Here is a 21163-nt window from a genome sequence, read left to right as displayed (position 1 = left end):
TGCCCCTCCGCGCTCAGGCAGAGGCCTTGAGCGCCTGCTCGAGGTCGGCGAGCAGGTCGTCGACGTGCTCGATGCCGATCGAGAGCCGGACCATGTCCTCCGGAACCCCTGCCGCGACCAGCTCGTCGGGGGTCAGCTGGGAGTGCGTCGTGGTCGCGTTGTGGATCGCCAGCGACTTGGTGTCGCCGATGTTGGCCAGGTGGCTGAACAGCTGCAGCGCCTCGATGAAGCGCTGTCCGCCCCCGCGACCGGACCGGACGCCGAAGCTGATCAGGCCGCCGAACCCCCGGTTGCCGTTGAGCGTGCGCTCGGCGACCTCGCGGTGCTCGCTGGAGGCCAGACCGGGGTAGGAGACCCACGACACCTCGTCGCGGCTCTCGAGCCACTGCGCGACCGCGAGGGCGTTCTCGCTGTGGCGGTCCATCCGCAGGTGCAGCGTCTCCAGCCCCTGGAGGAAGAGCCAGGAGTTGAGCGGGGCGATCGCGGCGCCGGTGTTGCGCAGCAGCACCGTGCGCGCGCGGATGATGTAGGCCAGCTCGCCGGCGGCCTCGGTCCACACCACCCCGTGGTAGGCGCCGTCGGGGCCGGTCAGCCCCGGGAAGCGCTCGGCGTGCTCGGTCCACGGGAACTTGCCCGAGTCGACGATGACGCCACCGATGGACGTCCCGTGGCCGCCGATGTACTTCGTCGCGGCGTGCACGATCACGTCGGCGCCGAGGTCGAACGGACGGCACAGCAGCGGCGCCGCGGTGTTGTCGACGATGAGCGGCAGGCCCTGCGCGTGCGCGGCGTCGGCCCAGGCCTGGATGTCGATCACGTTGATCCGCGGGTTGCCGACGGTCTCGCCGAAGACCAGGCGGGTGCGGTCGTCGACGTGCTGCGCCAGCTCCTCCGGCTTCTCCGGGTCGACGAAGCGGACCGTGATGCCGAACTGCGGCAGCGTGTGGGCGAACAGCGCGTAGGTGCCGCCGTAGAGCGTCGAGAGGGCGACGATGTTGTCGCCGGTGCCGGCCAGGTTGAGCACGGCGTACGTCGTGGCCGCGGAGCCCGAGGCGGTCGCGAGAGCGCCGACCCCACCCTCGAGCTGGGTCATGCGGTCCTCGAAGACCGACTGGGTCGGGTTCATGATCCGCGTGTAGATGTTGCCGGGCTCGGCGAGCGCGAAGAGGTTCGCGGCGTGCTCGGTGTCGTTGAAGACGTAGGACGTGGTCTGGTAGATCGGCACGGCGCGCGCGTTGGTCGCGGGGTCGGCCTGCTCCTGGCCGGCGTGCACGGCGATGGTCTCGGGACGGTAGGTCATGGTCATCTCCTTCGATGGCGTGACGACAACGTAAGGCGCCCCCGGTCGACGTCTCGCCGGCGTCTCGCCCCGCGGCAGGTCAGGAGGTGGCGAAGCTGGTGCGGTAGGCGAACACCACCGCCTGCACCCGGTCACGGCACCCGAGCTTGGTGAGCACCCGGCCGACGTGGGTCTTGACCGTCGCCTCGGAGAGTCGGGCGAGCCGCTCCTCGTCGGCAGGGGTGCGGCCGGTCTGCGGCGCGTAGGCCGCGCTGAGGCGACGCGTCACGCTGGGGGCGAGGACCGAGTCACCCGCGGCGACGGTGCGGATCGCGTGCACCAGCTGGTCGACCGGCACGTCCTTGACCGGCTCAGCCGACGAGCGCCGCCAGGGCGCTGGTGAAGAACGGCAGGCCGTCGGTGCCGGGACCGCACAGGTCCTCCACCGCGTGCTCGGGGTGGGGCATGAGGCCGACGACCGTGCCGGTGTCGTTGGTGATGCCGGCGATGTCGCGCAGCGACCCGTTGGGGTTGTCGTCGAGGTAGCGCGCCACGACGCGGCCCTCGCCCTCGAGCCGGTCGAGTGTCTGCTCGTCGGCGACGAAGCCGCCCTCGCCGTTCTTGAGCACGATCGTCACCTCCTGGCCCTCGGTGTAGCCGGAGGTCCAGGAGGTGCGGTTGTTCTCGATGCGCAGCCGCTGGTCGCGGCACACGAACTTGCGGTGGTCGTTGCGGATCAGCGCCCCGGGCAGCAGGTGGGACTCGCACAGGATCTGGAAGCCGTTGCAGATGCCGAGCACGGGCATCCCGCCGCGGGCCGCCCGGACCACCTCGTCCATCACCGGCGCGAACCGCGCGATCGCGCCGCACCGCAGGTAGTCGCCGTACGAGAAGCCGCCGGGCAGGACGACCGCGTCCACGCCCCGGAGGTCGGCGTCCCCGTGCCAGAGGCGTACGGCGTCCCCGCCGGCCACGCGCACCGCGCGGGCGGCGTCGACGTCGTCGAGGGAACCGGGGAAGGTGACGACGCCGATCCTCACGGGAGCGTGTCCTCGTGGACGACGACCTCGAAGTCCTCGATCACCGGGTTGGAGAGCAGCTTCTCGGCGAGGTCGTGGATCTCCTGGAGGCGGGCGTCGGTGAGCTCGCCGTCCACCTCGAGCTCGAACCGCTTGCCCTGACGGACGTCGGAGATGCCGTCGAACCCGAGCTTGGGCAGCGCGTGCTGCACGGCCTTGCCCTGGGGGTCGAGGATCTCGGGCTTGGGCATGACGCTGACGACGACGCGGGGCATGCCTGGATTCTAGGGGTGGTCCCGGGGCGGGCTCTGCTCGCACCTCGACCGACGAGACCTCCTACGCCGCGACGAGACGCTCCACCTCGGCCAGGGCCTTGCGGGCGTAGCCGTGCCAGAACATCCCGACCACCGGCAGCAGCCGTGCGGTCACCGCGTTGGTCGGGTGCAGGGTCCACGCCCAGGTCACGACCGTGCGGCTGCCGGCGGGCACGAACGTCCAGCGCCCCTCAACCTGCGAGACCAGGAGCCGCATCGGACCGGCGATGTCGGTGATCGTGTAGGACGACCGCGAGGGCCGGTCGGACTCGACCAGGGTCTCGGTCAACGAGCCGCCGTCGGCCAGGTGGATGCGGCGGGTCTGGCCGACCGTGCCGCCCCAGACCCCCTCCTGCTCGCTGGTCCGGGCGATCGGCGGCATGATCCCGTGGCGGCGCTTGAAGATCGCCTGCAACGGGGTCGGGATGACGGCGTCGTACACCTCCTCCGGCGTGCCGGGGACCTCCCGGGACGCCTCGACGTGGAGGCTCACTCGACCAGCTCGCGCTTGAGGATCTTGCCCGTCGCGGTCATCGGGAGCTCGTCACGGAACTCGACGATGCGGGGGTACTTGTAGGAGGCCATCTGCTCCTTGGCCCACGCGACCAGCTCGTCCTCGGTGACCTCGGCGCCCTCCTTCTTGATCACGAACGCCTTGACCTCCTCGCCGTGGCTGTCGTGCGGGACGCCGACGACCGCGACCAGCGAGACCGCCTCGTGGGTGAGCAGGACCTCCTCGATCTCGCGCGGGTAGACGTTGTAGCCGCCGCGGATGATCATGTCCTTGGACCGGTCGACGATGTAGTAGTAGCCGTCGTCGTCGCGGTAGGCCAGGTCGCCGGAGCGGAACCACCCGTCGCGCATGACCTCGTCGGTGGCCTCCGGCCGGTTGTAGTAGCCCTTCATGATGTTGTGGCCGCGGATCGCGATCTCGCCGATGTTGTCCGGCCCGTCGCCCTCGACCGTCTCCCAGTCGTCCTTGACCAGCTTCACCTCGATGCCCCAGATGGGGTAGCCGATCGAGCCGGGCTTGGCGGGACGGTCCTTCTGGTTGAACGTCGCGACGGGTGAGGTCTCCGACAGGCCGTAGCCCTCGAGGATGTCGACGCCGAAGCGCGACTTGAACTCCTTGAGGATCTCGACCGGGAGGCTGGCCCCGCCGGCGGCGGCGACGCGGAGGTTGCGGGCGATCTTCTCGACGTCGACCCCGCTGTCGTCGAGCGCCCCGAGCAGGCCCCAGTACATCGTCGGGACGCCGGCGAAGAAGGTGATCTCCTCGGCGTCGAGCAGCTTGACCGCGGCGGAGGCGTCGAAGCGCGGGATGAGCACCAGCGTCGAGGCGCTGGCGAACCCGGCGTTCATCTGCACGGTGGAGCCGAAGGAGTGGAACAGCGGCAGCGTCACCAGGTGGCGCTCGCCGGTCGGGTCGGTGCCGAGCATCCGGTTGGACTCCAACGCGTTGAGCACCAGGTTGGCGTGGCTGAGCAGCGCTCCCTTGGGCTGGCCGGTCGTGCCGGAGGTGTAGAGGATGACCGCGCCGTCGTCGGGGCTGGTGATCACCGACTCGAAGACCGGCGACCTGCCGGCGACCGCCGCGCCCATCGTCTCCGCGCCCTCGATCGGCGACGCCGCCGCCGGGTCGACGGTGATCAGGAAGAAGTCCGTGCAGCCCTCGGCGTCGTTGAAGCCCTTGAAGCCCTCCTCGCCGATCGGCAGGTCGGCGGTGCCCTCGAAGCAGAAGTAGGCCTTGGCCTCGGAGTCGCCGAGGTGGTAGGCCACCTCGCGGCCCTTGAGCAGCACGTTGAGGGGGACGACGACCGCACCGGCCTTGAGGATGCCGTAGTAGACGATCGGGAAGAACGGGAGGTTGGGGCAGCTCAGCGCGACCTTGTCACCGGGCTGGATCCCCCGCTCCACCAGGAGGTTGGCGACCTGGTTGGCGGCGGCCTCGACCCGCCCGTAGCTCAGCCGGGTCTGGCCGAGCACCACCGCGTCGCGGTCGGGGTGCTTGCGAGCGCTGTCTTCGAGCAGGGCGGACAGGTTGAGCATCGGCGAGCCTCCAGGCAGTCAGGGTGAGGACAACCTAGTCGCGGCCTCCACACCGGTCGAGGCTGGGAGGACCGCCGTCAACTGTTGATTGACAACGAGGATGATGTCAAGCAATAGTTGACGCATGACCTCTCCTCGCCGCTCGCCCGCCGGCCTCATCATCCTCGGCGTCGCCGCCCTGACCGCGGCCTCGCCGTTCGACGGTCTCCTCCGCGGGTTGCTCCTGGGGGCGGGGCTCGCCCTCGTCCTCCTCGGCGCCTACCTCTCCGGGCACCATCAGCGCCGGACCCGTCCCCACGGCCGCGGCGAGGCCGGCCCCTGGCTCCCGAGCCGGGACGAGACGCGATGAGCGAGGACCTGTCGCGCGCGCTCGGGCAGGCGATCCTGCAGCAGGTGCCACCCGCCCAGCACGACGACCACCTCGCACTGCTGCGGGCCACCGCGGCCGCGGAGCACGCCGTCCACGACCTCCTCGCGCAGTCGGTGGTGAGCGCCCGCGCGGCGGGTCACAGCTGGGCAGAGCTGGGCGCCGAGCTCGGGATGACGCGCCAGGCCGCGCAGCAGCGCTTCGGCGAGCGGCGTGACGACCGTGACGACCGCGCCGACCGCGCCGACCGTGCCGACGGTGCCGACGGTGGGGACCGTGCCGACGCTGGGGACGGGTCCGCCGGCGAGGTGGAGGAACGCTGGCTGGGTCCGGTCACCGCCTTCGACGAGATGGCCGAGCTCGAGCTGGCCGGCCGCCTCGGGTGGCGCACCGTCGGCGCCGGCATGCTGCGCCACCGCGTGCGACGCGGCCCCACGCAGTGGGAGCACCGGCGGGCCCTGTGGTCGAGCGAGAAGAGGTACGCCGCGGACGGCTGGCAGGTCGGGGCCCGGGCCTTCCCCTGGGTCTACCTCGTGCGGGACACCGGCCTCCCCGCGGAGGACGCGGTCAGCGACGGGTGACCACCACGTGGGTCGGCGGCCTGCCGGGGGCCGGCTCAGACCGGCCGTCGGGACGGCAGCTCGTCCTCGTGGGTCCAGCCGCCGCCGACCCGGCGGCCGGTGAGCTCGCGCCACCGCAGCCAGACGTAGAGGTGCCGCGTCCCGCCCGCCCAGGGACGCGGCTCCCAGACCGCGCGGATCCGCGCCACCTCGGTCGGGTCCTGGACCACCTCGCCGCGCCCCTGGGCGATCACGCTCCAGCCCCGCTCCTCATCGTGGTCCACGTGGTCGACCTCGAAGGCGAGCTCGGTCTGCCACCCCGTCGTACCGAGGGAGCCCAGGGGGGTGGTCCGGAACACCACCGCGTCGTCGACGACGGAGTAGTTGACCGGGAAGATGCGTGGGCCCGCCGCGGTGCAGGCGGCGACCCGGCCGAGGACGCCCCCGGAGAGGAGCTCCAGGCACTTCTCGGCGCTCAGCTCGAGCGGCTCGTCCATGCCCTGATCCTCGCCCGGGCCCGGACGGGGCGGCAGAGCCGGTCGGGCACGCCTGGGCGGCCGACCGGCACGGTCAGCGTCGGCGGGACAGGAGACGGGCGGCGCGCCCGAGGTCGTTGCGCACCAGCACCTCCGCGACCAGGCGGGCGCCGAGCGCCAGGGGACGGGCCGGACCCCTGGCCGTGACCCGCGGCGTGCACGTGACGCGGGTGCCGGCGACGCCGTCGCGCACCTCGTCCTCGAACCGCAGCGTCGCGACCGCGGTGAAGGGCCCCGAGGTCCCCTCCTCCGCCCACACCCGGCCCGGCTCCCACCGGGTGGTGCGCAGGTGGAACGGCGGGGCGGCGTGCACGTGGTCGACCCAGCGCTGGCCGACGTGCGGCTCGCCGGGGTCGAGGATCTCGACCCGGCGCAGGCTGGCCTGCCACTCGGGCCGGTTGACGGGGTCGGCGAAGTAGACGGCCACGCGGTCGCGCGGCGCGGCGACGAAGACCTGCATCAGTCGAACCTCCGGCCGGTGAGCCGCTCGTAGGCCTCGACGTACTTCGAGCGCGTGCGCTCCACGACGTCGTCCGGCAGGGGCGGGGGCGCCTCCCCGCCGTGGCGGTCCCAGCCGGAGGCCTCGGAGAGCAGCCAGTCACGGACGTACTGCTTGTCGTACGACGGCTGGGCGCGGCCCGGCTGCCACTGGTCGGCGGGCCAGAAGCGGGAGGAGTCGGGGGTGAGCACCTCGTCCCCGAGGACGGTCGTGCCATCGGGCCGGGCGCCGAACTCGAGCTTGGTGTCGGCGAGGATGATGCCCCGCTCGCGGGCCACGCCCTCGGCGGTGGCGTAGACGCGCAGGGTCAGGTCGCGCAGCTCGGCGGCGCGGTCGGCCCCGATCTGGCCGGCCACCACGTCGTAGGAGACGTTCTCGTCGTGGTCGCCCAGGGCGGCCTTGGTCGCCGGGGTGAAGACCGGTTGCTCGAGGCGGCTGCCGTCCTCGAGGCCGGGCGGCAGCGGGACGCCGCACACCTCGCCGGTCTCGCGGTAGTCGATCAGGCCCGACCCGGTGAGGTAGCCGCGGGCGACGCACTCGACGGGGTACATCTCCAGCGCCTCGCACACCAGCGCGCGCCCGGCGACCTCGGCGGGGACGTCGGTGGACACCACGTGGTGCGGCACGATCTCGGTCAGCCGCTCGAACCACCACAGGGACAGCTGGGTGAGGACACGTCCCTTGTCGGGGATCGGGGTCTCGAGCACGAAGTCGAAGGCCGAGATGCGGTCGCTGGCGACCATCAGCAGGTGGCCGTCGGCCAGACGGTAGAGGTCGCGCACCTTGCCGGAGTGCAGGGGCTCCGCGCCGGCGATCGCAGGGGCGGGCGGGAGGTTCGGCGCGGGCATGTGGTCACCCTAGAAGGAGCCGTTCAGCCCATGTCCGGCGGTTCGTCGACAGGGTGAGACTCGTCACGTCCACACTGCTCCCGTGGGGGCAGGAGTGGTCTACGCCACAGCGGGTACTACATTCCTGCCCGGCAGAGGGACCGGGGGAACGAGAGGCGACCAGCATGATCGAGCACCGCATCGGCACCACCCGCCGGTCCGACGCCGTGCAGGCGATCAGCAGGCTGACCATCGGACCCGTGATGAAGTGGGGCCCGCTCAACGCCTCCACGATGAAGCTCTTCCCGCTCATCGACCGCGCGGCTGACCTGCTCCCCCGATCCGGCCGCTGCAGCCACCGCCAGATCATCGCCCGCTCGTGGCGCGGGGAGCTGGTCACCCCGATCGACGGCACGACCTCCGACGGCGCGATCCTCTACCTGCACGGCGGCGCCTTCCTGGCCTGCGGCCTGGGCACCCACCGCCGCATCGTCGAGCGGCTCGCGTGGCGCACGGGCATGGCCGTGCTGGCCGTCGACTACCGCCAGCTCCCGGTCGGCGTCCTCGACGACAGCCTCGAGGACGCCGAGGACGCGTTCCGCTGGCTGACCCGCAACGGCCACCCGGCCCACCAGATCGTCCTCGCCGGCGACTCGGCCGGCGGTCACCTCGCCTTCGCGACCGCGATCCGCATGCGCGACGCGGGCCTGCGGCCGGCCGGCATCGTCGGTCTCTCGCCGTGGCTCGACTTCGACCACCGCCCCAAGGTGGCCCACCACAACGCCCGCCGTGACGCCTACATCCCCGTCCGCCGGCTGCGCCGGGTCGGCCGCATGGCCGTCGGCTCGCGCATCGAGGACCACCACTCGCCGGTCAACGCCGACCTGACCGACCTGCCGCCCGCGCTGATCCTGGTCGGCGCCGACGAGGTGCTCCGCGTCGACGCCGAGCTCATGGCCGAGCGCCTGCTCGACGCCCAGGTCCGCTGCACGCTGCAGGTCTGGGAGGGCCAGGTGCACGCGTTCCCGGTGCTCGCCGACGTCAACCCGGAGAGCCTGGCCGCCATCGAGGAGATCGTGACCTTCACGAGGACCTCGGTGGCCGCCGCCGCCCGCGGCCGCCGCACCGGCGTGACCCGCATCGGCGTCGCCTGATCCCTCGCCCCGCGGCGAACTGACAACGGGTGACGTCCGTCACACGAGACGCTCCACCCTGACCCCTGGCGCGCCCTGCCCGGGCGTTGCAGACTGGCCTCCCCCGCGTCGTTGACAGCGTCACTGTCACGATCAGCGCGGCGAAGGAGGACTCGTGACCACCACGCAGGACCACCGCCCGACCGGCACCGCCGGCGGTCTGGAGGGGCTCGCCGAGCGCATGCGGGCGACGTACCGCACCGGACGGACCCGCAGCGAGGAGTGGCGTCGCGACCAGCTGCGCGCCCTGGGCCGGCTGCTCGTCGAGTGCGAGGACGACCTGCAGGCCGCGCTGGCCGCCGACCTCGGCAAGCCGCCCTTCGAGGCCTGGTTGACCGACCTGCGCGGCACGGGCCGCGAGATCGAGTACGTCGAGAAGCACCTCGCGTCGTGGATGCGGCCCGAGTCGCACAAGGTGCCGCTGCTGCTGCGCCCCGACAGGGCCAGCGTGGTCCACGAGCCGCTCGGCGCCGTCCTGGTCATCGCGCCCTGGAACTACCCCGTCCACCTGATGCTCACCCCGCTCGCCGCGGCGCTGGCCGCGGGCAACACGGTGGTGTGCAAGCCCTCCGAGGTCGCCCCGGCGACGTCTGCGGCGATGGCGCGCCTGCTGCCGCAGTACCTCGACCCCGAGGCGGTCGTGGTCGTCGAGGGCGGCGTGCCCGAGACGACCGCGCTGCTCGAGCAGCGGTGGGACCACATCCTCTACACGGGCAACGGCACCGTCGGCCGGATCGTCGCGCAGGCCGCGGCGAAGCACCTGACCCCGGTGACCCTCGAGCTCGGCGGCAAGAGCCCGGCGATCGTCGACAAGGACGCCAACCTCAAGCTGGCCGCCGGTCGCATCGCCTTTGCCAAGTGGACCAACGCCGGCCAGACCTGCGTCAGCGTCGACCACGTCTACGTCCACCGCGACGTGGAGCAGGAGCTGGTCGAGCTGCTCGTCGAGGAGGTCCGCAACCGGTTCGGCAAGGACCCGCGCGAGTCGGTCGACTTCGGACGCATCGTCAACACCGGGCACGCCCTGCGCCTGAGCCAGCTCATCGACGCCGGCGGCTTCGAGGTCGTGGTGGGCGGCGACGCCGACGAGGCCGAGAGGTACGTCGCCCCGACCGTCCTGCGCGGGGTCTCCCGCGACGCCGCGGTGATGCAGGAGGAGATCTTCGGGCCGATCCTGCCCCTCCTCGCCGTCGACGACGTCGACGAGGCGATCGCCGCGGTCAACGCCGGCGACAAGCCGCTGGCGCTCTACGTCTTCGGCGACGAGAACGTCGACAAGGTGCTCACCGAGACCTCCTCGGGCGGCGCCTGCGTCAACGACGCGATGGTCCACATCGGGGTCAACGCCCTGCCCTTCGGCGGGGTCGGCGAGAGCGGCTACGGCGCCTACCACGGCCGCTGGGGCTTCGAGACCTTCAGCCACCGCAAGGCGGTGCTGCGACGCCCGTCGTGGCTGGCCGACGCCCCGATCCTGCGACCGCCGTTCTCACGGTGGAAGCAGGCCGTGGTGCGGAAGCTCTACTGATGGCGCTCCTCCCGCCGCTCAAGCGTCCGACCCTCGCCCACTACCCGGGCGACCGCTACCTCGAGCCGCTGTTCCGGCGCGTGCACGGCCGTGTCTCGCCACTCGCCGAGCCGCCGGCAGACTCCGGCCTGCGGCCGGTGATGGGTGAGCCCGGGCTGCCGGTGGTGGGCAAGACCTTCCTGTTCATGCGACACGGGCCCCAGCTCTCGATCGAGCACTACGAGAAGTTCGGTCCGGTCTCGTGGACCAACTTCCTCGGCATGCGCGCGTGCGCGGTCGTCGGCGCCGAAGCCGCGCAGGCCGTCCTGGTCAACAAGGACAAGGCCTTCAGCCAGAGCGGCTGGCAGTGGTTCATCGGCCCGTTCTTCAAGCGTGGCCTGATGCTGCTCGACGGCGAGGAGCACCTCTACCACCGGCGGATCATGCAGGAGGCCTTCACCCGGCCGCGGCTCGAGGCCTACGCGCGGCAGTTCGGCGCGGTCATCGAGCGCGAGGTCCCGCAGTGGCCGGCCGACGAGCCGGTGCAGGTCTACCCGATGGTCAAGGACCTCTCGCTGGGCATCGCCACCGAGATCTTCATGGGCGCCGAGCAGGACGAGGAGTCCGCGCGGATCGCCGAGGCCTTCGAGGACTGCGTGCGGGCCGGCCTGGCCTACGTGCGTTTCCCCGTCCCCGGCCTGCGCTGGGACCGCGGGCTGCGCAGCCGCAAGGTGCTCGAGGAGTACTTCCGCTCCCGCATCCCGGCCAAGCGGGCCTCGGACGACGAGGACCTCTTCGCCGCGCTCTGCAAGGTCGAGACCGACGACGGTCACGCGTTCTCCGACGAGGACGTCGTCAACCACATGATCTTCCTGATGATGGCCGCGCACGACACCTCCACCATCACCGCGACCGCGGTGTGCTGGTTCCTCGCCAAGCACCCCGAGTGGCAGGAGCGCTGCCGCGAGGAGTCGCTCGTGCTCGCCGATGCCGGCCCGATCGACCTCGCCGGCACCGAGAAGCTCCAGTCCCTCGACCTGTGCGTGATGGAGGCGCTGCGCCTGGTCACCCCCGTGCCGGGCATGGCGCGCCGCGCGGTGCGCGACACCGAGATCCTCGGCCACTTCGTGCCCGAGGGCACGATGATCACCGTCTCGGCCTGGGCCTCCCACCTGCTGCCGATGATCTGGACCGCCGCCGACCAGTTCGACCCGAGCCGCTACGAGGAGCCGCGCCGCGAGGACAAGCAGCACCGCCTGGCCCACATGGCCTTCGGCGGCGGGGCCCACAAGTGCATCGGCATGAGCTTCGGCCGCGCCGAGGTCAAGGCGCTGGTCCACACGATCCTGCTGCACCACCGTCTCGAGCTGCCCCACCCGGGCTACGAGGTGGCCTGGGACATGACGTCCCTCCCGACTCCCGAGGACGGGCTCCCGCTCGTCCTGCGACCCCTCCGAAAGGCACCCAGATGAGCACCTCCCTCCACGGCAAGGTCGTCGCCATCACCGGCGGCGGCCGCGGTATCGGCGCCGCCACCGCGACCCGGCTCGCCCGCGCGGGGGCCAAGGTCGCGATCGGTGACCTCGACCTCGACGTGGCCCAGGCCACCGCGGAGCGCATCGGCAGCGGCACCCTCGCCGTACGCCTCGACGTGACCGACCCCAAGTCGTTCGCCTCGTTCCTCGACGAGACCGAGGAGAAGCTCGGCCCGGTCGACGTCGTGGTCAACAACGCCGGGATCATGCCGCTGGCCACGCTCCTGGAGGAGGACGACGCCTCGACCCACCGGATCCTGGACCTCAACGTGCGCTCGGTGATCGTCGCCTCCCGCGAGGCGGCCCGCCGCCTGGTGGCGCGCGGCCAGGGCGGCCACATCGTCAACATCGCCTCCACCGCGGGCAAGACCGGGCTGGCCGGCGGGGCGACGTACTGCGCCTCCAAGGCCGCGGTGATCGCCTTCTGCGAGGGCATCGAGATGGAGCTCGCCGAGCACGACGTCCGCGTGTCCTGCGTGATGCCCGGCATCGTCCAGACCGAGCTGTCCGTGGGCGTCCCCGACCTCCCGGCCTTCAAGGCGGTCAAGCCCGAAGACGTGGCCGACGGCATCGCCGCCGCGCTGGAGAAGCCGCGGCTCTACGTCTTCGTGCCCCGCTCGGCAGGCCCCCTGCTCACCAGCACGACGCTGCTGCCCCGTCGCGCCGGCCTGTGGCTGGCCAAGAAGATGGGCGCCGACCGGGTCTTCACCGACGCCTCGCACGACCCGTCGCGCGCGTCGTACGAGTCCCGCGCGGCACGCACCGACATGGCGGCCGAGGAGTCGACCCGCTAGCGGCGCAGCGCCTCGGCGAGCGCGCTCGCCGGCTCCCCGACCGGGAGGTCGAGGGTGCCGGGGTAGGAGTGGCCCTCGCCGGTCACCTCGCATCGACCCGTGTCGATGGCGCACGTGAGGAACACCAGGTCGACCACGCGCCTGCCGTCCAGGCGGCTGGTCACACCGGCGACCAGCAGGTGGTCGTCGTCGCTCCAGGCGTAGGCGACGGCCCGGGTGTACGACGGCTCGAGCCTCGGCGTGACGACCGAACCGTCACTGGTGCGCTGGACGTGGATACCGGCGTCGTCGTCGGTGCTCAGGTAGGTCCCTCCGGTGGAGAGCATCGGCCGGGAACGCCGCCCCGTCGGGACCCCGTCGCCGTAGCGCGGGCCCACGACGTAGCCCTTCGACGGCACGGGAGAGCGCCAGGCGAGCATCCCGCCGGCGACCGAGGCGATGGTCCCGTCGTCGGGGGAGATGCTCAGCACCTTGGTGCTCTCGTCGCGCAGGTCGACCTGCACCAGGCCGCGCGAGTCGCGGGCATAGAGCACGTCGCCGTCCACGCCGTAGACCCGCACCCGATCCGCGGCGCGCCGTCCTCCCCTGACCTCGGAGAAGATCGTGCGCTGGGTGCCGGCCGCCACGTCGTAGACCACGAACGCCGGGGAGCCGGGTGGACGGCTGACCCACGCGACCTGGTCGTGCGCCGGATCGGCCACCAGGTGGGGGGCGTCGGCCTTGGTGGTGCCGATCGTCATCGCCTCCCTGCCGTGCGGGGCGAGCAGCCGCACCCGTCCCTCACCTGTGGTCCAGACCGTGCCCGCCGGGACCCGGACGAAGGACGTGACCGGCCCGCCGCCCTCGACGACCCTGTCGCCGATGATCAGGACCGCGCCGGTCGAGTAGGCGGGCGCTGTCATCGACTGGGTCGCGACCGGTTGTGGCTCGTGCCCCTTCGGGGCCGCCACGACCAGGGCGACGGCCGACGCGGCCGTGACCGCGACGGCCGTGACCACCCCGCGCACGAGGCGGGTGCGGCGCAGGCGGCGCCTGGCCTCGTCGAGCACGTCGGCCGGGTCGAGGTCGACGGTCGTGCCGGCCCGCTCCCGCAGGACGTCGACCAGGCCCGTCATCGCAGGACACCTCCTTCGGGCTCGTGCTCGCGGTCGGCTGCCTCGAGGTGCCCCAGGGCCGCGGCGCGGCTCCCGAGGGTCTCGCGCAGCCGCTCGATCCCCTGCGACACCTGGCTCTTGACCGTGCCCTCCGCGCACTGCATCACCTGGGCGGTCTCCTTGATCGAGAGGTCCTCGTAGAAGCGCAGCACCAACGTCGCGCGCTGGCGCGGGGGCAGGTCCTGCAGGGTGCGCCAGATCGCCAGCCGGACGTCGGGCTCGTCGGCCGCCGCGCCCCTCGGCTCCGGGACCTCGCCGACGGGCTGCTCGCCGCGCCAGCCCCTGCGCCGCTTCCAGGAGATCGCGGTGTTGACCACCACGGTGCGTGCGTAGGCGTCGACCCCCTCGCGGCGCTGGATGCGCGGCCACGCGACGTACACCTTGGTCAGCGCCTCCTGGACCAGGTCCTGGGCCAGCGCATGGTCACCGAGGATGAGGTACGCCGTCCGGAGGAGCATCCCCGACCGGGCGCGCACGAACTCGGTGAACTCCGCGTCGTCACGTCGTGCCATGGTCGCCTCGCGTCTGTCGTTCTCAGTGTGGTTGACGCGACGGCGGCGGCGAAAGGTTCAGAGGGCCCGGAACGGTTTCACTAGGTACCTAGTGAACTTGTCACTCCCCGAGCGAAGTTTCGCTCGGGGAGTGACAGAACCACTAGGTACCTAGTGAAACTGCACCCCCCGGCAGGTCGACGGTGAAGACGGTCGAGCCGGGGCGGGACTCGACGTAGGCCAGGCCGCCGTGGGCGGCCGCGATGGCCTGGACCAGCGCGAGGCCGAGGCCGGCACCGCCGGAGTCGCGGGTGCGGGAGGCGTCGGCGCGGGTGAAGCGCTCGAAGACCCGGGACCGGAGCTCCTCGGGGATCCCCGGCCCGTTGTCGGCCACGCGCAGGCGTACGCCGGTCGGCTCGCGCGAGACCGACACCGTCACCCGGGTGCCGGGCGGGGTGTGGCGCCGGGCGTTGGTGAGCAGGTTGGTCAGCCCCTGGTGCAGCCGCGGACCGTCGCCGATCGTGGAGACCGGCTCGTCGGGCAGGTCGAGCACCCACTCGTGGTCCGGTGCGAGCACCTGGGCGTCCTGGACGCCCTCGAGCGCGAGGAGCGTGAGGTCGACCTCCTCGCGCGCCAGGGGCCGGCCGGAGTCGAGCCGGGCCAGCAGGAGGAGGTCCTCGACCAGCCCCCGCATGCGCACGCCCTCGGCCTCGACCTTGAGCAGCGCCTCGGCCCCGTCGTACTCGGGGTTGCGCCGGGCGAGCTCGGCGTAGCCCATGATCGTGGCCAGCGGGGTGCGCAGCTCGTGGCTGGCGTCCGCGACGAACTGCCTGACCTGCTGCTCGCTGCGGTGGCGGGCGTCGAGTGCGCCCTCCATGTGGCCGAGCAGCAGGTTGAGCGCGCCGGCGACCTGTCCGACCTCGGTGCGCGCGTCGACGTACTCCTCGGGCACGCGCGCGGTCTCCCCCACCTGGCCGGTGTCGAGCTGCATCCCGGCGACCTCGTGGGCGGTGGTCGCGACGGCCTTCAGCGGCTGGAGGGTACGACGGACCACGCGCTGGCCGACCACCCCGGCCGCGAGCACTGCGGCGCCGGTGAGGAGCAGCTGGGCCAGCAGCATCCGCCGGACCGTGCGGTCGAGGTCGTGGGTGGGCAGGCCGCTGACCAGGATGGTGGGCTGCCCCTGGACCTCGCCGCGGCGGACGGCGACGCGGTAGGTGCCGGCACCGTCGAGCTCGACCTGCTGGACCCCGCTCTCCTCGAGGTCGAGGGAGTCCAGTCCGCGCAGGGCCTTGGTGGGCAGCGGTTCGGGGGACGGCCGGTGGGCACCCGGCTTCACCTCGAGGGTCACGGCCGTCCACCCGCTTCCCGTGGTGACGGCGGCCAGTGACCCCTCCTGGTCGCCGAGCCCGAACTCCAGCGGCGGGCGTCGGGGCCCGGGCTGGTCGTCGCTCTGTCCGACGTCGTCGGGGTCGCGGCTGGCGCGGCCGACGGAGTCGAGCACCTGGGAGTCGAGCCGGTCGGTGAGGTAGGTGCGCATCGCCAGGGTGGTGGAGACCGCCACGAGGAGCCCGGCCACGGCGAGCAGGGTGACCAGGATCGCCAGCAGCCGCGCGGTCAGCGTGACCGGCAGGTGCGGCCGGGCGAGGTTCACCGGCTCACTCGGCCGGCTTGAGGACGTAGCCCGCGCCGCGCAGCGTGTGGATCATCGGGGCGCGACCGGCGTCGATCTTCTTGCGCAGGTAGGACACGTAGAGCTCGACGACGTTGGCCTGGCCGCCGAAGTCGTAGTGCCACACGCGGTCGAGGATCTGGGCCTTGGACAGCACCCGGCGCGGGTTGCGCATGAAGAAACGGAGCAGCTCGAACTCGGTCGCGGTGAGGTTGACCTCCTCCCCGCCGCGGGTGACCTCGTGGCTGTCCTCGTCGAGGGTGAGGTCGCCGACGGTGAGCACCGAGGACGAGGACCTCGTCGAGACCCCGGAGCGGCGCATCAGGGCACGCAGCCGCGCGACAACCTCCTCGAGCGAGAACGGCTTGGTGACGTAGTCGTCGCCCCCCGCGGTCAGCCCGGCGACGCGGTCCTCGACGGCGTCCTTGGCGGTGAGGAAGAGGACGGGCACGTCGGGCACGTGCTCCCGCATCCGGCGCAGCACCTCGAGGCCGTCGATGTCGGGCAGCATGATGTCGAGGACGACCGCGTCGGGCTTGACCGCCTTGGCGGCAGTGACCGCCTTGAGGCCGGTGTGGGCCAGGGTCGTCGACCAGCCCTCGTACCTCAGCGCCATGCCGAGCAGCTCGGCGATGTTGGGCTCGTCGTCGACGACGAGCACCTGGACCGGCGAGCCGTCCGGGCGCGTGAGAGTGTCGTTCTCTGCGGCCATGGCCCTACTGTGCCCTGGCTGTGCGCGGTCCCGCTGTGCGGTTCCTGTGTGCTTCCTGTGGACCCGCCTCGGCGGGGGCTACTCGGCGAACGAGGCCTGGAACGCCGCGGCCTCGGTGAGGTACTGCTCGACCTGGGCGTGCAGGGCCTCTGCCGCAGGCGACGGGACGTCGTGGCGTCCCAGCCGCCGCTCGACGAGGATCTCCGGCAGGGCCGCGCCGAGCCTCAGCCGGTGCGTGCCGCGCCCGTCGGCGTCGTACGCCGAGTCCACGCAGACCGCGCCGAAGAAGGCACCGCTCTGGTCCTGCACGACGACGTGCTCACCGGTCTCGGGCGACGGGGATCCGAGCGGGGTCACCGCGAAGGCGACGCGGTTGCGGCGCTGCAGGGCGGTGAGCGTGATGTGCACCAGCTGCATGGGGTGTCCTCCTCCTCGGCGCTCTCGCGGGTCCCTCGGGACCCGTCGCGGACATCTGACTCGTCAACGACCAAGGGCCGGGGAAGGTATGGGACGTTCGGCCACGAGCGGTGTCTGTCCCGCCACACCAGGCGTGGCGAGGCCGATGCTCCACCCCTCCGGGGGGAGCCGCCGGACGCCGGTGCGCGACTGGGACCATGGGGCCGTGGATCTCGACAAGCTCGACCAGCGGGGACGGCTCGGCGGCCCGGCGGACCTCCGGCCGATCGAGGAGCGCGACGTGGCCGACGTCCTCGCGCTCAACGAGGCCGAGGTGTTCTGGCTGGCCCCGATGGACGAGGGCCGCCTGTGGGAGATCCACGCCGTGGCCGACCAGTTCCTGGTCGTCGAGCTCGACGGCAGGTTCGCCGGCTTCGTGGTCACGGTCGGCCCCGGGACGTCGTACGACTCGGAGAACTACCGCTGGTTCGGCGACCGCTACGGCGACTCGTTCTCCTACCTCGACCGCGTGGCGCTGACCGCGGCGACGCGTCGGCGCGGCGTCGGGTCCCAGGTGTACGACGTGGCCGAGGCCGCCGCGCGTCCGTTCGGCCGGCTGGCCCTCGAGGTCCGCCAGGAGCCACCCAACGAGGTCTCGCTGGCCTTCCACCGCAGCCGGGGCTTCGAGCCGGTCGGGGTGCTCGGCGACCCCGGCCACCGCAACACCCTCATGGTCAAGGAGCTCGCCCCGTGAGCCAGCGGGGTGAGCGCCTCTCGGCCCGGGCCCTGGTCGACCTGGTGATGGACGAGGGCTCGTGGACCTCGTGGGACACCCCGCCCGACCGCACCGGCGCCTCCGAGGCCTATGCCGCCGAGCTCGCCGCCGCCCAGGACAAGGCCGGCACCGACGAGTCGGTGGTCACCGGCGAGGCGACCCTGCGGGGACGCCGCGTGGCCGTGGTCGTCGGTGAGTTCGGCTTCCTCGCCGGGTCCATCGGGGTCGCGTCCGCCCGCCGGGTCGTGCAGGCGGTCGAGCGGGCGACCCGTGAGGCGCTGCCCCTCGTCGCCGCGCCGGTGTCCGGCGGCACCCGCATGCAGGAGGGCACGCCGGCCTTCGTCTGGATGGCCCAGATCAGCGCCGCGCTGGCCGTGCACAAGGCGGCCGGCCTGCCCTACCTCGTCTACCTGCGCCACCCCACGACCGGCGGAGTGATGGCCTCCTGGGGCTCGCTCGGCCACGTCACGGTCGCCGAGCCGGGCGCCCTGCTCGGCTTCCTCGGACCGCGCGTCTACGAGGCGATCTACGGCGAGCCGTTCCCGGAGGGCGTGCAGACCGCCGAGAACCTCTACGCCCACGGTCTCGTCGACGGGGTCGTCCCGCCCGACGAGATCGGCGACCTCCTCGACCGCACGCTCACGATCCTCCAGGCGACCGGCGACCCCGTCGTCCCCCTCGCCCCCCTCCCCGCGGTCACCGACGTCGACACGTGGGAGTCGGTGACCCGGTCGCGCCGACCCGAACGCCCCGGCGTACGCCGCCTGCTGAAGTACGCCGCCACCGACGTCGTGCCACTCAACGGCACCGGCCAGGGTGAGGCCGACGCGGGGCTGCTGCTCGCGCTGGTGCGGTTCGGGGACACCCCGTGCGTGCTGCTCGCGCAGGACCGGCGCGGGCAGACCGAGTCCCACCCGCTGGGTCCCGCCGCGCTCCGCGAGGCCCGCCGCGGCATGCGCCTGGCCGCCGAGCTCCACCTGCCGCTGCTCACGCTCATCGACACCCCGGGTGCCGCCCTGTCGCCCGAGGCCGAGGAGGGCGGGCTGGCGGGCGAGATCGCGCGCTCGCTCGCCGACCTGGTGACCCTGCGCGCGCCCACGCTCTCGCTGATGCTCGGCCAGGGCACCGGTGGCGGCGCGCTGGCGCTGCTGCCCGCCGACCGCGTGGTCGCCGCCCAGCACGCCTGGCTCTCGCCGCTGCCGCCCGAGGGGGCCAGCGCGATCGTCCACCGCGACACCGACCACGCCGCCGACATGGCGCGGGCCCAGCGGGTGCGCAGCCTCGACCTGCTCGAGGCAGGCATCGTCGACGTGGTCGTCCCCGAGCTGCCCGACGCCGCCGACGAGCCCGAGGAGTTCTGCCGCCGGGTCGGCGAGGTGCTGCGCCACGAGCTGGCCTGGCTCCGACGACAGGACGTCGCCGGGCTGGTCGCCACCAGGATGGAGAGACACAGATGAGCCTGACCACCGTCGTCACCGGGTCCGCGTCGGGCATCGGCGAGGCCACCACCCGGCTGCTGCGCGAGCGCGGTCACCGGGTCGTCGGCGTCGACCGCGTCGCCTCCCCTGCCGCCGACACCTCCGTGACCGCCGACCTCTCGACGGCCTCCGGTCGCCGCGCCGCGCTGGCCGCGGTCGAGGGCGCGCTCGGCGACGCGGCCCTCAACGGGGTCGTCCCCTGCGCCGGGCTCGCCGGGCTGAGCGGCGGGGACCCCGAGCTGCTCGTGTCGGTCAACTACTTCGGGGCGGTCGCGCTCGTGGAGGGCCTGCACGACCGGCTCGTCGCGACGGCCGCGGCAGGTGGGGCGGCCGCGGCCGTCCTGCTCTCGTCCAACTCGACCCTCTGCCAGCCCGGCTGGGCCCTCGACGTCGCCCGGGCGTGCCTCGACGGCGACGAGGAGGCCGCGCGCCACCGGGCGGCGCGCCGCGACGCGGTCACCGTCTACCCCGCGACGAAGGCCGCCCTGGCGTGGTGGGCCCGCACGCAGGGGACGCGACCGGGGTGGGCCGGCGCCGGCGTACGTCTCAACGCCGTCGCGCCGGGCCTGGTCGCCACCGCGATGACCCAGCAGGTCAAGGCCGACCCGGTGTTCGGGCGCTTCGCCGACAGCTACCCCACCGCGCTCGGTCGTCCCGGCCGGCCCGAGGAGATCGCCGCGCTGATCGCGTTCCTGCTCTCCGACGACGCCTCGCTGCTGGTCGGCTCGGTGGTCGTCGCCGACGGCGGCACCGACGCGCTCATGCACCCCCGCCGCCCCCGCACCGCCTGGGTGCCCGCCCCGGTCATGAAGGCTGCCGGCAAGGTCGTCCCCCTCGTGGGCCGCCTCCAGGACCGCCGAGGCGGCAAGTGACCGGGCTTGACGCCGACCGTCACCGCCAGGTCTCCTCGCGCCTGCGCGCGGCCGGCTGCGTCTTCGCCGAGGACGAGGCGCGGCTGCTGATGGAGGAGTCGCCGACGACCGTCGGGCTCGACCGGCTCGTGGCACGCCGCTGTGCGGGAGAGCCGCTCGAGGTGCTGCTCGGCTGGGCGGCGTTCCGCGGGCTGCGCGTCGGCGTCAGCGCGGGGGTGTTCGTGCCCCGCCGCCGGACCGAGCTGATGGTCGACGTGGCCGCCTCGCTCGCCGGCGAGGGCGCGGTCGTGGTGGACCTCTGCACCGGCTCGGGCGCGGTCGCCCTGGCGCTCAGCGTCGAGCGGCCCGACCTCGAGCTCTACGCCGCCGACCTCCACCCCGCGGCCCTGCAGTGCGCGCGCGCCAACCTCATCGACCGCGCACAGGTGGTCGTGTCCGACCTGTTCGACAACCTGCCGGCCGACCTGCGCGGGCGGATCGACGTGGTGACCGCCAACGTGCCCTACGTCCCCACGGGCGAGCTCGAGATGCTGCCACCCGAGGCCCGCGAACACGAGCCGCTCTCCACGCACGACGGCGGCGAGGACGGCCTGGACGTCGTACGCCGGGCGGCGCGGGACGCGCGCGACTGGCTGGTCCCCGGTGGTCATCTGGTCGTCGAGCTCAACCGTCGCCAGGTCGCCAGTGCGCGCTTCGCCGTGGCGACGGCGGGGCTGCGTCCCTCGGTCGCCGCCGAGGACGAGGACGGCACGGTCTTCCTGGCCGGGCGGCTCGGCTAGACCTCCTGGGGCACGTGCTCCTCGCACCACTGGTGGCCCTCGGCACGCAGCACGACCGGCCGCCGACCGCACTGGTCGCACCGCACCGCGGGCTTGGGCCGGGTGCGCTGCGACCCGGCCTGCGGGCGGCGCAGCAGGTCGACGGCGTACCTCATCGCGAGCGCACGCCGCTCGCCGTAGTCGAAGTCGACCCACACCGTCGGCAGCCGGCGCTCCTCGCCCACGCGCGCGACGGTGCCCGTGCCGTGGGTCGGGTGGACGACGTCGGCGCCCTCGACCAGCCAGGGTGGTGGCTCGCTCATGCGTCCAGTCTGCGCTGGTCGCCTGCCCGCCCGGCGTACTCCGACGTACGTGTCGT

At 73.0% G+C, this 21163-nt stretch carries 25 protein-coding genes; 10 read left to right on the top strand and 15 right to left on the bottom strand.

What is annotated here, in order from left to right; all coding sequences use genetic code 11:
- Positions 1-13: 13 nt before the first annotated feature.
- From J2S63_RS11770 to J2S63_RS11745, 6 genes are all read right to left on the bottom strand, one after another.
- The gene (locus J2S63_RS11770; protein ID WP_310302222.1) at positions 14-1300 is read right to left on the bottom strand and encodes an O-acetylhomoserine aminocarboxypropyltransferase/cysteine synthase family protein; all 1287 of its coding nucleotides are present in this window, start codon (positions 1298-1300) and stop codon (positions 14-16) included.
- A 79-nt stretch (positions 1301-1379) separates the two neighbouring features.
- A complete protein-coding gene (locus J2S63_RS11765) occupies positions 1380-1637 on the bottom strand; it encodes a LuxR C-terminal-related transcriptional regulator (protein WP_310302220.1) in 258 nt (85 codons plus the stop codon).
- Positions 1638-1650: 13 nt separating this feature from the next.
- Complete coding sequence (purQ, locus tag J2S63_RS11760; RefSeq protein WP_310302217.1) at positions 1651-2319, bottom strand: phosphoribosylformylglycinamidine synthase subunit PurQ; 669 nt, start codon at positions 2317-2319, stop codon at positions 1651-1653.
- The gene (gene purS, locus J2S63_RS11755; RefSeq protein ID WP_310302214.1) at positions 2316-2573 is read right to left on the bottom strand and encodes a phosphoribosylformylglycinamidine synthase subunit PurS; all 258 of its coding nucleotides are present in this window, start codon (positions 2571-2573) and stop codon (positions 2316-2318) included. Before purS ends, purQ begins: the two co-directional genes overlap by 4 nt.
- 61 nt (positions 2574-2634) lie before the next feature.
- On the bottom strand, positions 2635-3105 hold the full coding sequence (locus J2S63_RS11750; protein WP_310302211.1) for an SRPBCC family protein: 471 nt from the start codon (positions 3103-3105) through the stop codon (positions 2635-2637).
- Complete coding sequence (locus tag J2S63_RS11745) at positions 3102-4661, bottom strand: long-chain-fatty-acid--CoA ligase (RefSeq protein WP_310302209.1); 1560 nt, start codon at positions 4659-4661, stop codon at positions 3102-3104. Before J2S63_RS11745 ends, J2S63_RS11750 begins: the two co-directional genes overlap by 4 nt.
- Positions 4662-4785: 124 nt before the next feature.
- Between J2S63_RS11745 and J2S63_RS11740 the strand changes: the two genes are divergently transcribed.
- Positions 4786-5010, top strand: coding sequence for a hypothetical protein (locus J2S63_RS11740; RefSeq protein ID WP_310302206.1), 225 nt, complete (start codon positions 4786-4788; stop codon positions 5008-5010).
- Complete coding sequence (locus J2S63_RS11735) at positions 5007-5609, top strand: hypothetical protein (RefSeq protein WP_310302203.1); 603 nt, start codon at positions 5007-5009, stop codon at positions 5607-5609. Before J2S63_RS11740 ends, J2S63_RS11735 begins: the two co-directional genes overlap by 4 nt.
- A 35-nt stretch (positions 5610-5644) precedes the next feature.
- Here J2S63_RS11735 and J2S63_RS11730 read toward each other — a convergent pair whose 3' ends face one another.
- From J2S63_RS11730 to J2S63_RS11720, 3 genes are all read right to left on the bottom strand, one after another.
- The gene (locus J2S63_RS11730) at positions 5645-6085 is read right to left on the bottom strand and encodes a pyridoxamine 5'-phosphate oxidase family protein (protein WP_310302200.1); all 441 of its coding nucleotides are present in this window, start codon (positions 6083-6085) and stop codon (positions 5645-5647) included.
- Positions 6086-6158: 73 nt separating this feature from the next.
- Positions 6159-6584, bottom strand: coding sequence for an SRPBCC family protein (locus J2S63_RS11725; RefSeq protein ID WP_310302197.1), 426 nt, complete (start codon positions 6582-6584; stop codon positions 6159-6161).
- The gene (locus J2S63_RS11720) at positions 6584-7471 is read right to left on the bottom strand and encodes a phosphoribosylaminoimidazolesuccinocarboxamide synthase (protein ID WP_310302194.1); all 888 of its coding nucleotides are present in this window, start codon (positions 7469-7471) and stop codon (positions 6584-6586) included. The genes J2S63_RS11725 and J2S63_RS11720 overlap by 1 nt, the downstream gene beginning before the upstream one ends.
- Positions 7472-7635: 164 nt before the next feature.
- On the opposite strand from J2S63_RS11720, the gene J2S63_RS11715 reads away from it, so the two are divergent.
- The 4 genes from J2S63_RS11715 to J2S63_RS11700 all read left to right on the top strand — a co-directional run bounded on the left by J2S63_RS11715 (position 7636) and on the right by J2S63_RS11700 (position 12476).
- The gene (locus J2S63_RS11715; protein ID WP_310302192.1) at positions 7636-8604 is read left to right on the top strand and encodes an alpha/beta hydrolase; all 969 of its coding nucleotides are present in this window, start codon (positions 7636-7638) and stop codon (positions 8602-8604) included.
- A 154-nt stretch (positions 8605-8758) separates the two neighbouring features.
- Positions 8759-10168 (top strand): aldehyde dehydrogenase family protein, encoded by a 1410-nt coding sequence (locus tag J2S63_RS11710; RefSeq protein ID WP_310302189.1) that lies wholly within the window; start codon positions 8759-8761, stop codon positions 10166-10168.
- The gene (locus tag J2S63_RS11705; RefSeq protein ID WP_310302186.1) at positions 10168-11619 is read left to right on the top strand and encodes a cytochrome P450; all 1452 of its coding nucleotides are present in this window, start codon (positions 10168-10170) and stop codon (positions 11617-11619) included. The genes J2S63_RS11710 and J2S63_RS11705 overlap by 1 nt, the downstream gene beginning before the upstream one ends.
- Complete coding sequence (locus tag J2S63_RS11700; RefSeq protein ID WP_310302183.1) at positions 11616-12476, top strand: SDR family oxidoreductase; 861 nt, start codon at positions 11616-11618, stop codon at positions 12474-12476. Before J2S63_RS11705 ends, J2S63_RS11700 begins: the two co-directional genes overlap by 4 nt.
- Here the strand turns inward: J2S63_RS11700 and J2S63_RS11695 are convergent.
- The 5 genes from J2S63_RS11695 to J2S63_RS11675 all read right to left on the bottom strand — a co-directional run bounded on the left by J2S63_RS11695 (position 12473) and on the right by J2S63_RS11675 (position 16922).
- The gene (locus tag J2S63_RS11695) at positions 12473-13591 is read right to left on the bottom strand and encodes a hypothetical protein (RefSeq protein WP_310302180.1); all 1119 of its coding nucleotides are present in this window, start codon (positions 13589-13591) and stop codon (positions 12473-12475) included. The two genes, J2S63_RS11700 and J2S63_RS11695, sit on opposite strands and share 4 nt — an antisense overlap.
- Positions 13588-14142, bottom strand: a complete 555-nt coding sequence (locus J2S63_RS11690) for a SigE family RNA polymerase sigma factor (RefSeq protein ID WP_310302178.1) — start codon at positions 14140-14142, stop codon at positions 13588-13590. The genes J2S63_RS11695 and J2S63_RS11690 overlap by 4 nt, the downstream gene beginning before the upstream one ends.
- A 142-nt stretch (positions 14143-14284) precedes the next feature.
- Complete coding sequence (locus J2S63_RS11685) at positions 14285-15775, bottom strand: sensor histidine kinase (RefSeq protein ID WP_310302175.1); 1491 nt, start codon at positions 15773-15775, stop codon at positions 14285-14287.
- 4 nt (positions 15776-15779) lie between these two features.
- Positions 15780-16505 carry a response regulator transcription factor gene (locus tag J2S63_RS11680; protein ID WP_310302172.1) on the bottom strand — a complete coding sequence of 242 codons (726 nt, stop codon included), beginning with the start codon at positions 16503-16505 and terminating at the stop codon, positions 15780-15782.
- Between the two features lie 78 nt (positions 16506-16583).
- Positions 16584-16922, bottom strand: coding sequence for a hypothetical protein (locus tag J2S63_RS11675; RefSeq protein WP_310302169.1), 339 nt, complete (start codon positions 16920-16922; stop codon positions 16584-16586).
- A gap of 205 nt (positions 16923-17127) precedes the next feature.
- Between J2S63_RS11675 and J2S63_RS11670 the strand changes: the two genes are divergently transcribed.
- From J2S63_RS11670 to J2S63_RS11655, 4 genes are read left to right on the top strand one after another with little or no spacing between them, the layout of a single operon-like run.
- The gene (locus tag J2S63_RS11670; protein ID WP_310302166.1) at positions 17128-17655 is read left to right on the top strand and encodes a GNAT family N-acetyltransferase; all 528 of its coding nucleotides are present in this window, start codon (positions 17128-17130) and stop codon (positions 17653-17655) included.
- On the top strand, positions 17652-19133 hold the full coding sequence (locus J2S63_RS11665; RefSeq protein ID WP_310302162.1) for a carboxyl transferase domain-containing protein: 1482 nt from the start codon (positions 17652-17654) through the stop codon (positions 19131-19133). The genes J2S63_RS11670 and J2S63_RS11665 overlap by 4 nt, the downstream gene beginning before the upstream one ends.
- Positions 19130-20026 (top strand): SDR family oxidoreductase, encoded by an 897-nt coding sequence (locus J2S63_RS11660; protein WP_310302159.1) that lies wholly within the window; start codon positions 19130-19132, stop codon positions 20024-20026. Before J2S63_RS11665 ends, J2S63_RS11660 begins: the two co-directional genes overlap by 4 nt.
- The gene (locus J2S63_RS11655) at positions 20023-20805 is read left to right on the top strand and encodes a putative protein N(5)-glutamine methyltransferase (protein WP_310302155.1); all 783 of its coding nucleotides are present in this window, start codon (positions 20023-20025) and stop codon (positions 20803-20805) included. Before J2S63_RS11660 ends, J2S63_RS11655 begins: the two co-directional genes overlap by 4 nt.
- Here J2S63_RS11655 and J2S63_RS11650 read toward each other — a convergent pair.
- On the bottom strand, positions 20802-21107 hold the full coding sequence (locus J2S63_RS11650) for a hypothetical protein (RefSeq protein ID WP_310302152.1): 306 nt from the start codon (positions 21105-21107) through the stop codon (positions 20802-20804). The genes J2S63_RS11655 and J2S63_RS11650 overlap by 4 nt on opposite strands.
- Between the last annotated feature and the right edge of the window lie 56 nt (positions 21108-21163).

It is taken from the genome of Nocardioides marmoribigeumensis, from assembly GCF_031458325.1.
Classification (GTDB): Bacteria; Actinomycetota; Actinomycetes; order Propionibacteriales; family Nocardioidaceae; genus Marmoricola_A; species Marmoricola_A marmoribigeumensis.
This window is presented reverse-complemented; position numbering and strand designations above follow the sequence as displayed.

Bases quoted from the DNA above. Each gene is read 5' to 3' on its own strand.
- J2S63_RS11675 (WP_310302169.1), bottom strand. From the start codon at position 16,922: ATGCAGCTGGTGCACATCACGCTCACCGCCCTGCAGCGCCGCAACCGC.
- J2S63_RS11695 (WP_310302180.1), bottom strand. From the start codon at position 13,591: ATGACGGGCCTGGTCGACGTCCTGCGGGAGCGGGCCGGCACGACCGTC.
- J2S63_RS11730 (WP_310302200.1), bottom strand. From the start codon at position 6,085: ATGGACGAGCCGCTCGAGCTGAGCGCCGAGAAGTGCCTGGAGCTCCTC.
- J2S63_RS11735 (WP_310302203.1), top strand. From the start codon at position 5,007: ATGAGCGAGGACCTGTCGCGCGCGCTCGGGCAGGCGATCCTGCAGCAG.
- J2S63_RS11740 (WP_310302206.1), top strand. From the start codon at position 4,786: ATGACCTCTCCTCGCCGCTCGCCCGCCGGCCTCATCATCCTCGGCGTC.
- J2S63_RS11745 (WP_310302209.1), bottom strand. From the start codon at position 4,661: ATGCTCAACCTGTCCGCCCTGCTCGAAGACAGCGCTCGCAAGCACCCC.
- J2S63_RS11650 (WP_310302152.1), bottom strand. From the start codon at position 21,107: ATGAGCGAGCCACCACCCTGGCTGGTCGAGGGCGCCGACGTCGTCCAC.
- J2S63_RS11700 (WP_310302183.1), top strand. From the start codon at position 11,616: ATGAGCACCTCCCTCCACGGCAAGGTCGTCGCCATCACCGGCGGCGGC.
- purS (WP_310302214.1), bottom strand. From the start codon at position 2,573: ATGCCCCGCGTCGTCGTCAGCGTCATGCCCAAGCCCGAGATCCTCGAC.
- J2S63_RS11715 (WP_310302192.1), top strand. From the start codon at position 7,636: ATGATCGAGCACCGCATCGGCACCACCCGCCGGTCCGACGCCGTGCAG.
- J2S63_RS11770 (WP_310302222.1), bottom strand. From the start codon at position 1,300: ATGACCTACCGTCCCGAGACCATCGCCGTGCACGCCGGCCAGGAGCAG.
- J2S63_RS11680 (WP_310302172.1), bottom strand. From the start codon at position 16,505: ATGGCCGCAGAGAACGACACTCTCACGCGCCCGGACGGCTCGCCGGTC.
- J2S63_RS11690 (WP_310302178.1), bottom strand. From the start codon at position 14,142: ATGGCACGACGTGACGACGCGGAGTTCACCGAGTTCGTGCGCGCCCGG.
- J2S63_RS11725 (WP_310302197.1), bottom strand. From the start codon at position 6,584: ATGCAGGTCTTCGTCGCCGCGCCGCGCGACCGCGTGGCCGTCTACTTC.
- J2S63_RS11720 (WP_310302194.1), bottom strand. From the start codon at position 7,471: ATGCCCGCGCCGAACCTCCCGCCCGCCCCTGCGATCGCCGGCGCGGAG.
- J2S63_RS11705 (WP_310302186.1), top strand. From the start codon at position 10,168: ATGGCGCTCCTCCCGCCGCTCAAGCGTCCGACCCTCGCCCACTACCCG.
- J2S63_RS11660 (WP_310302159.1), top strand. From the start codon at position 19,130: ATGAGCCTGACCACCGTCGTCACCGGGTCCGCGTCGGGCATCGGCGAG.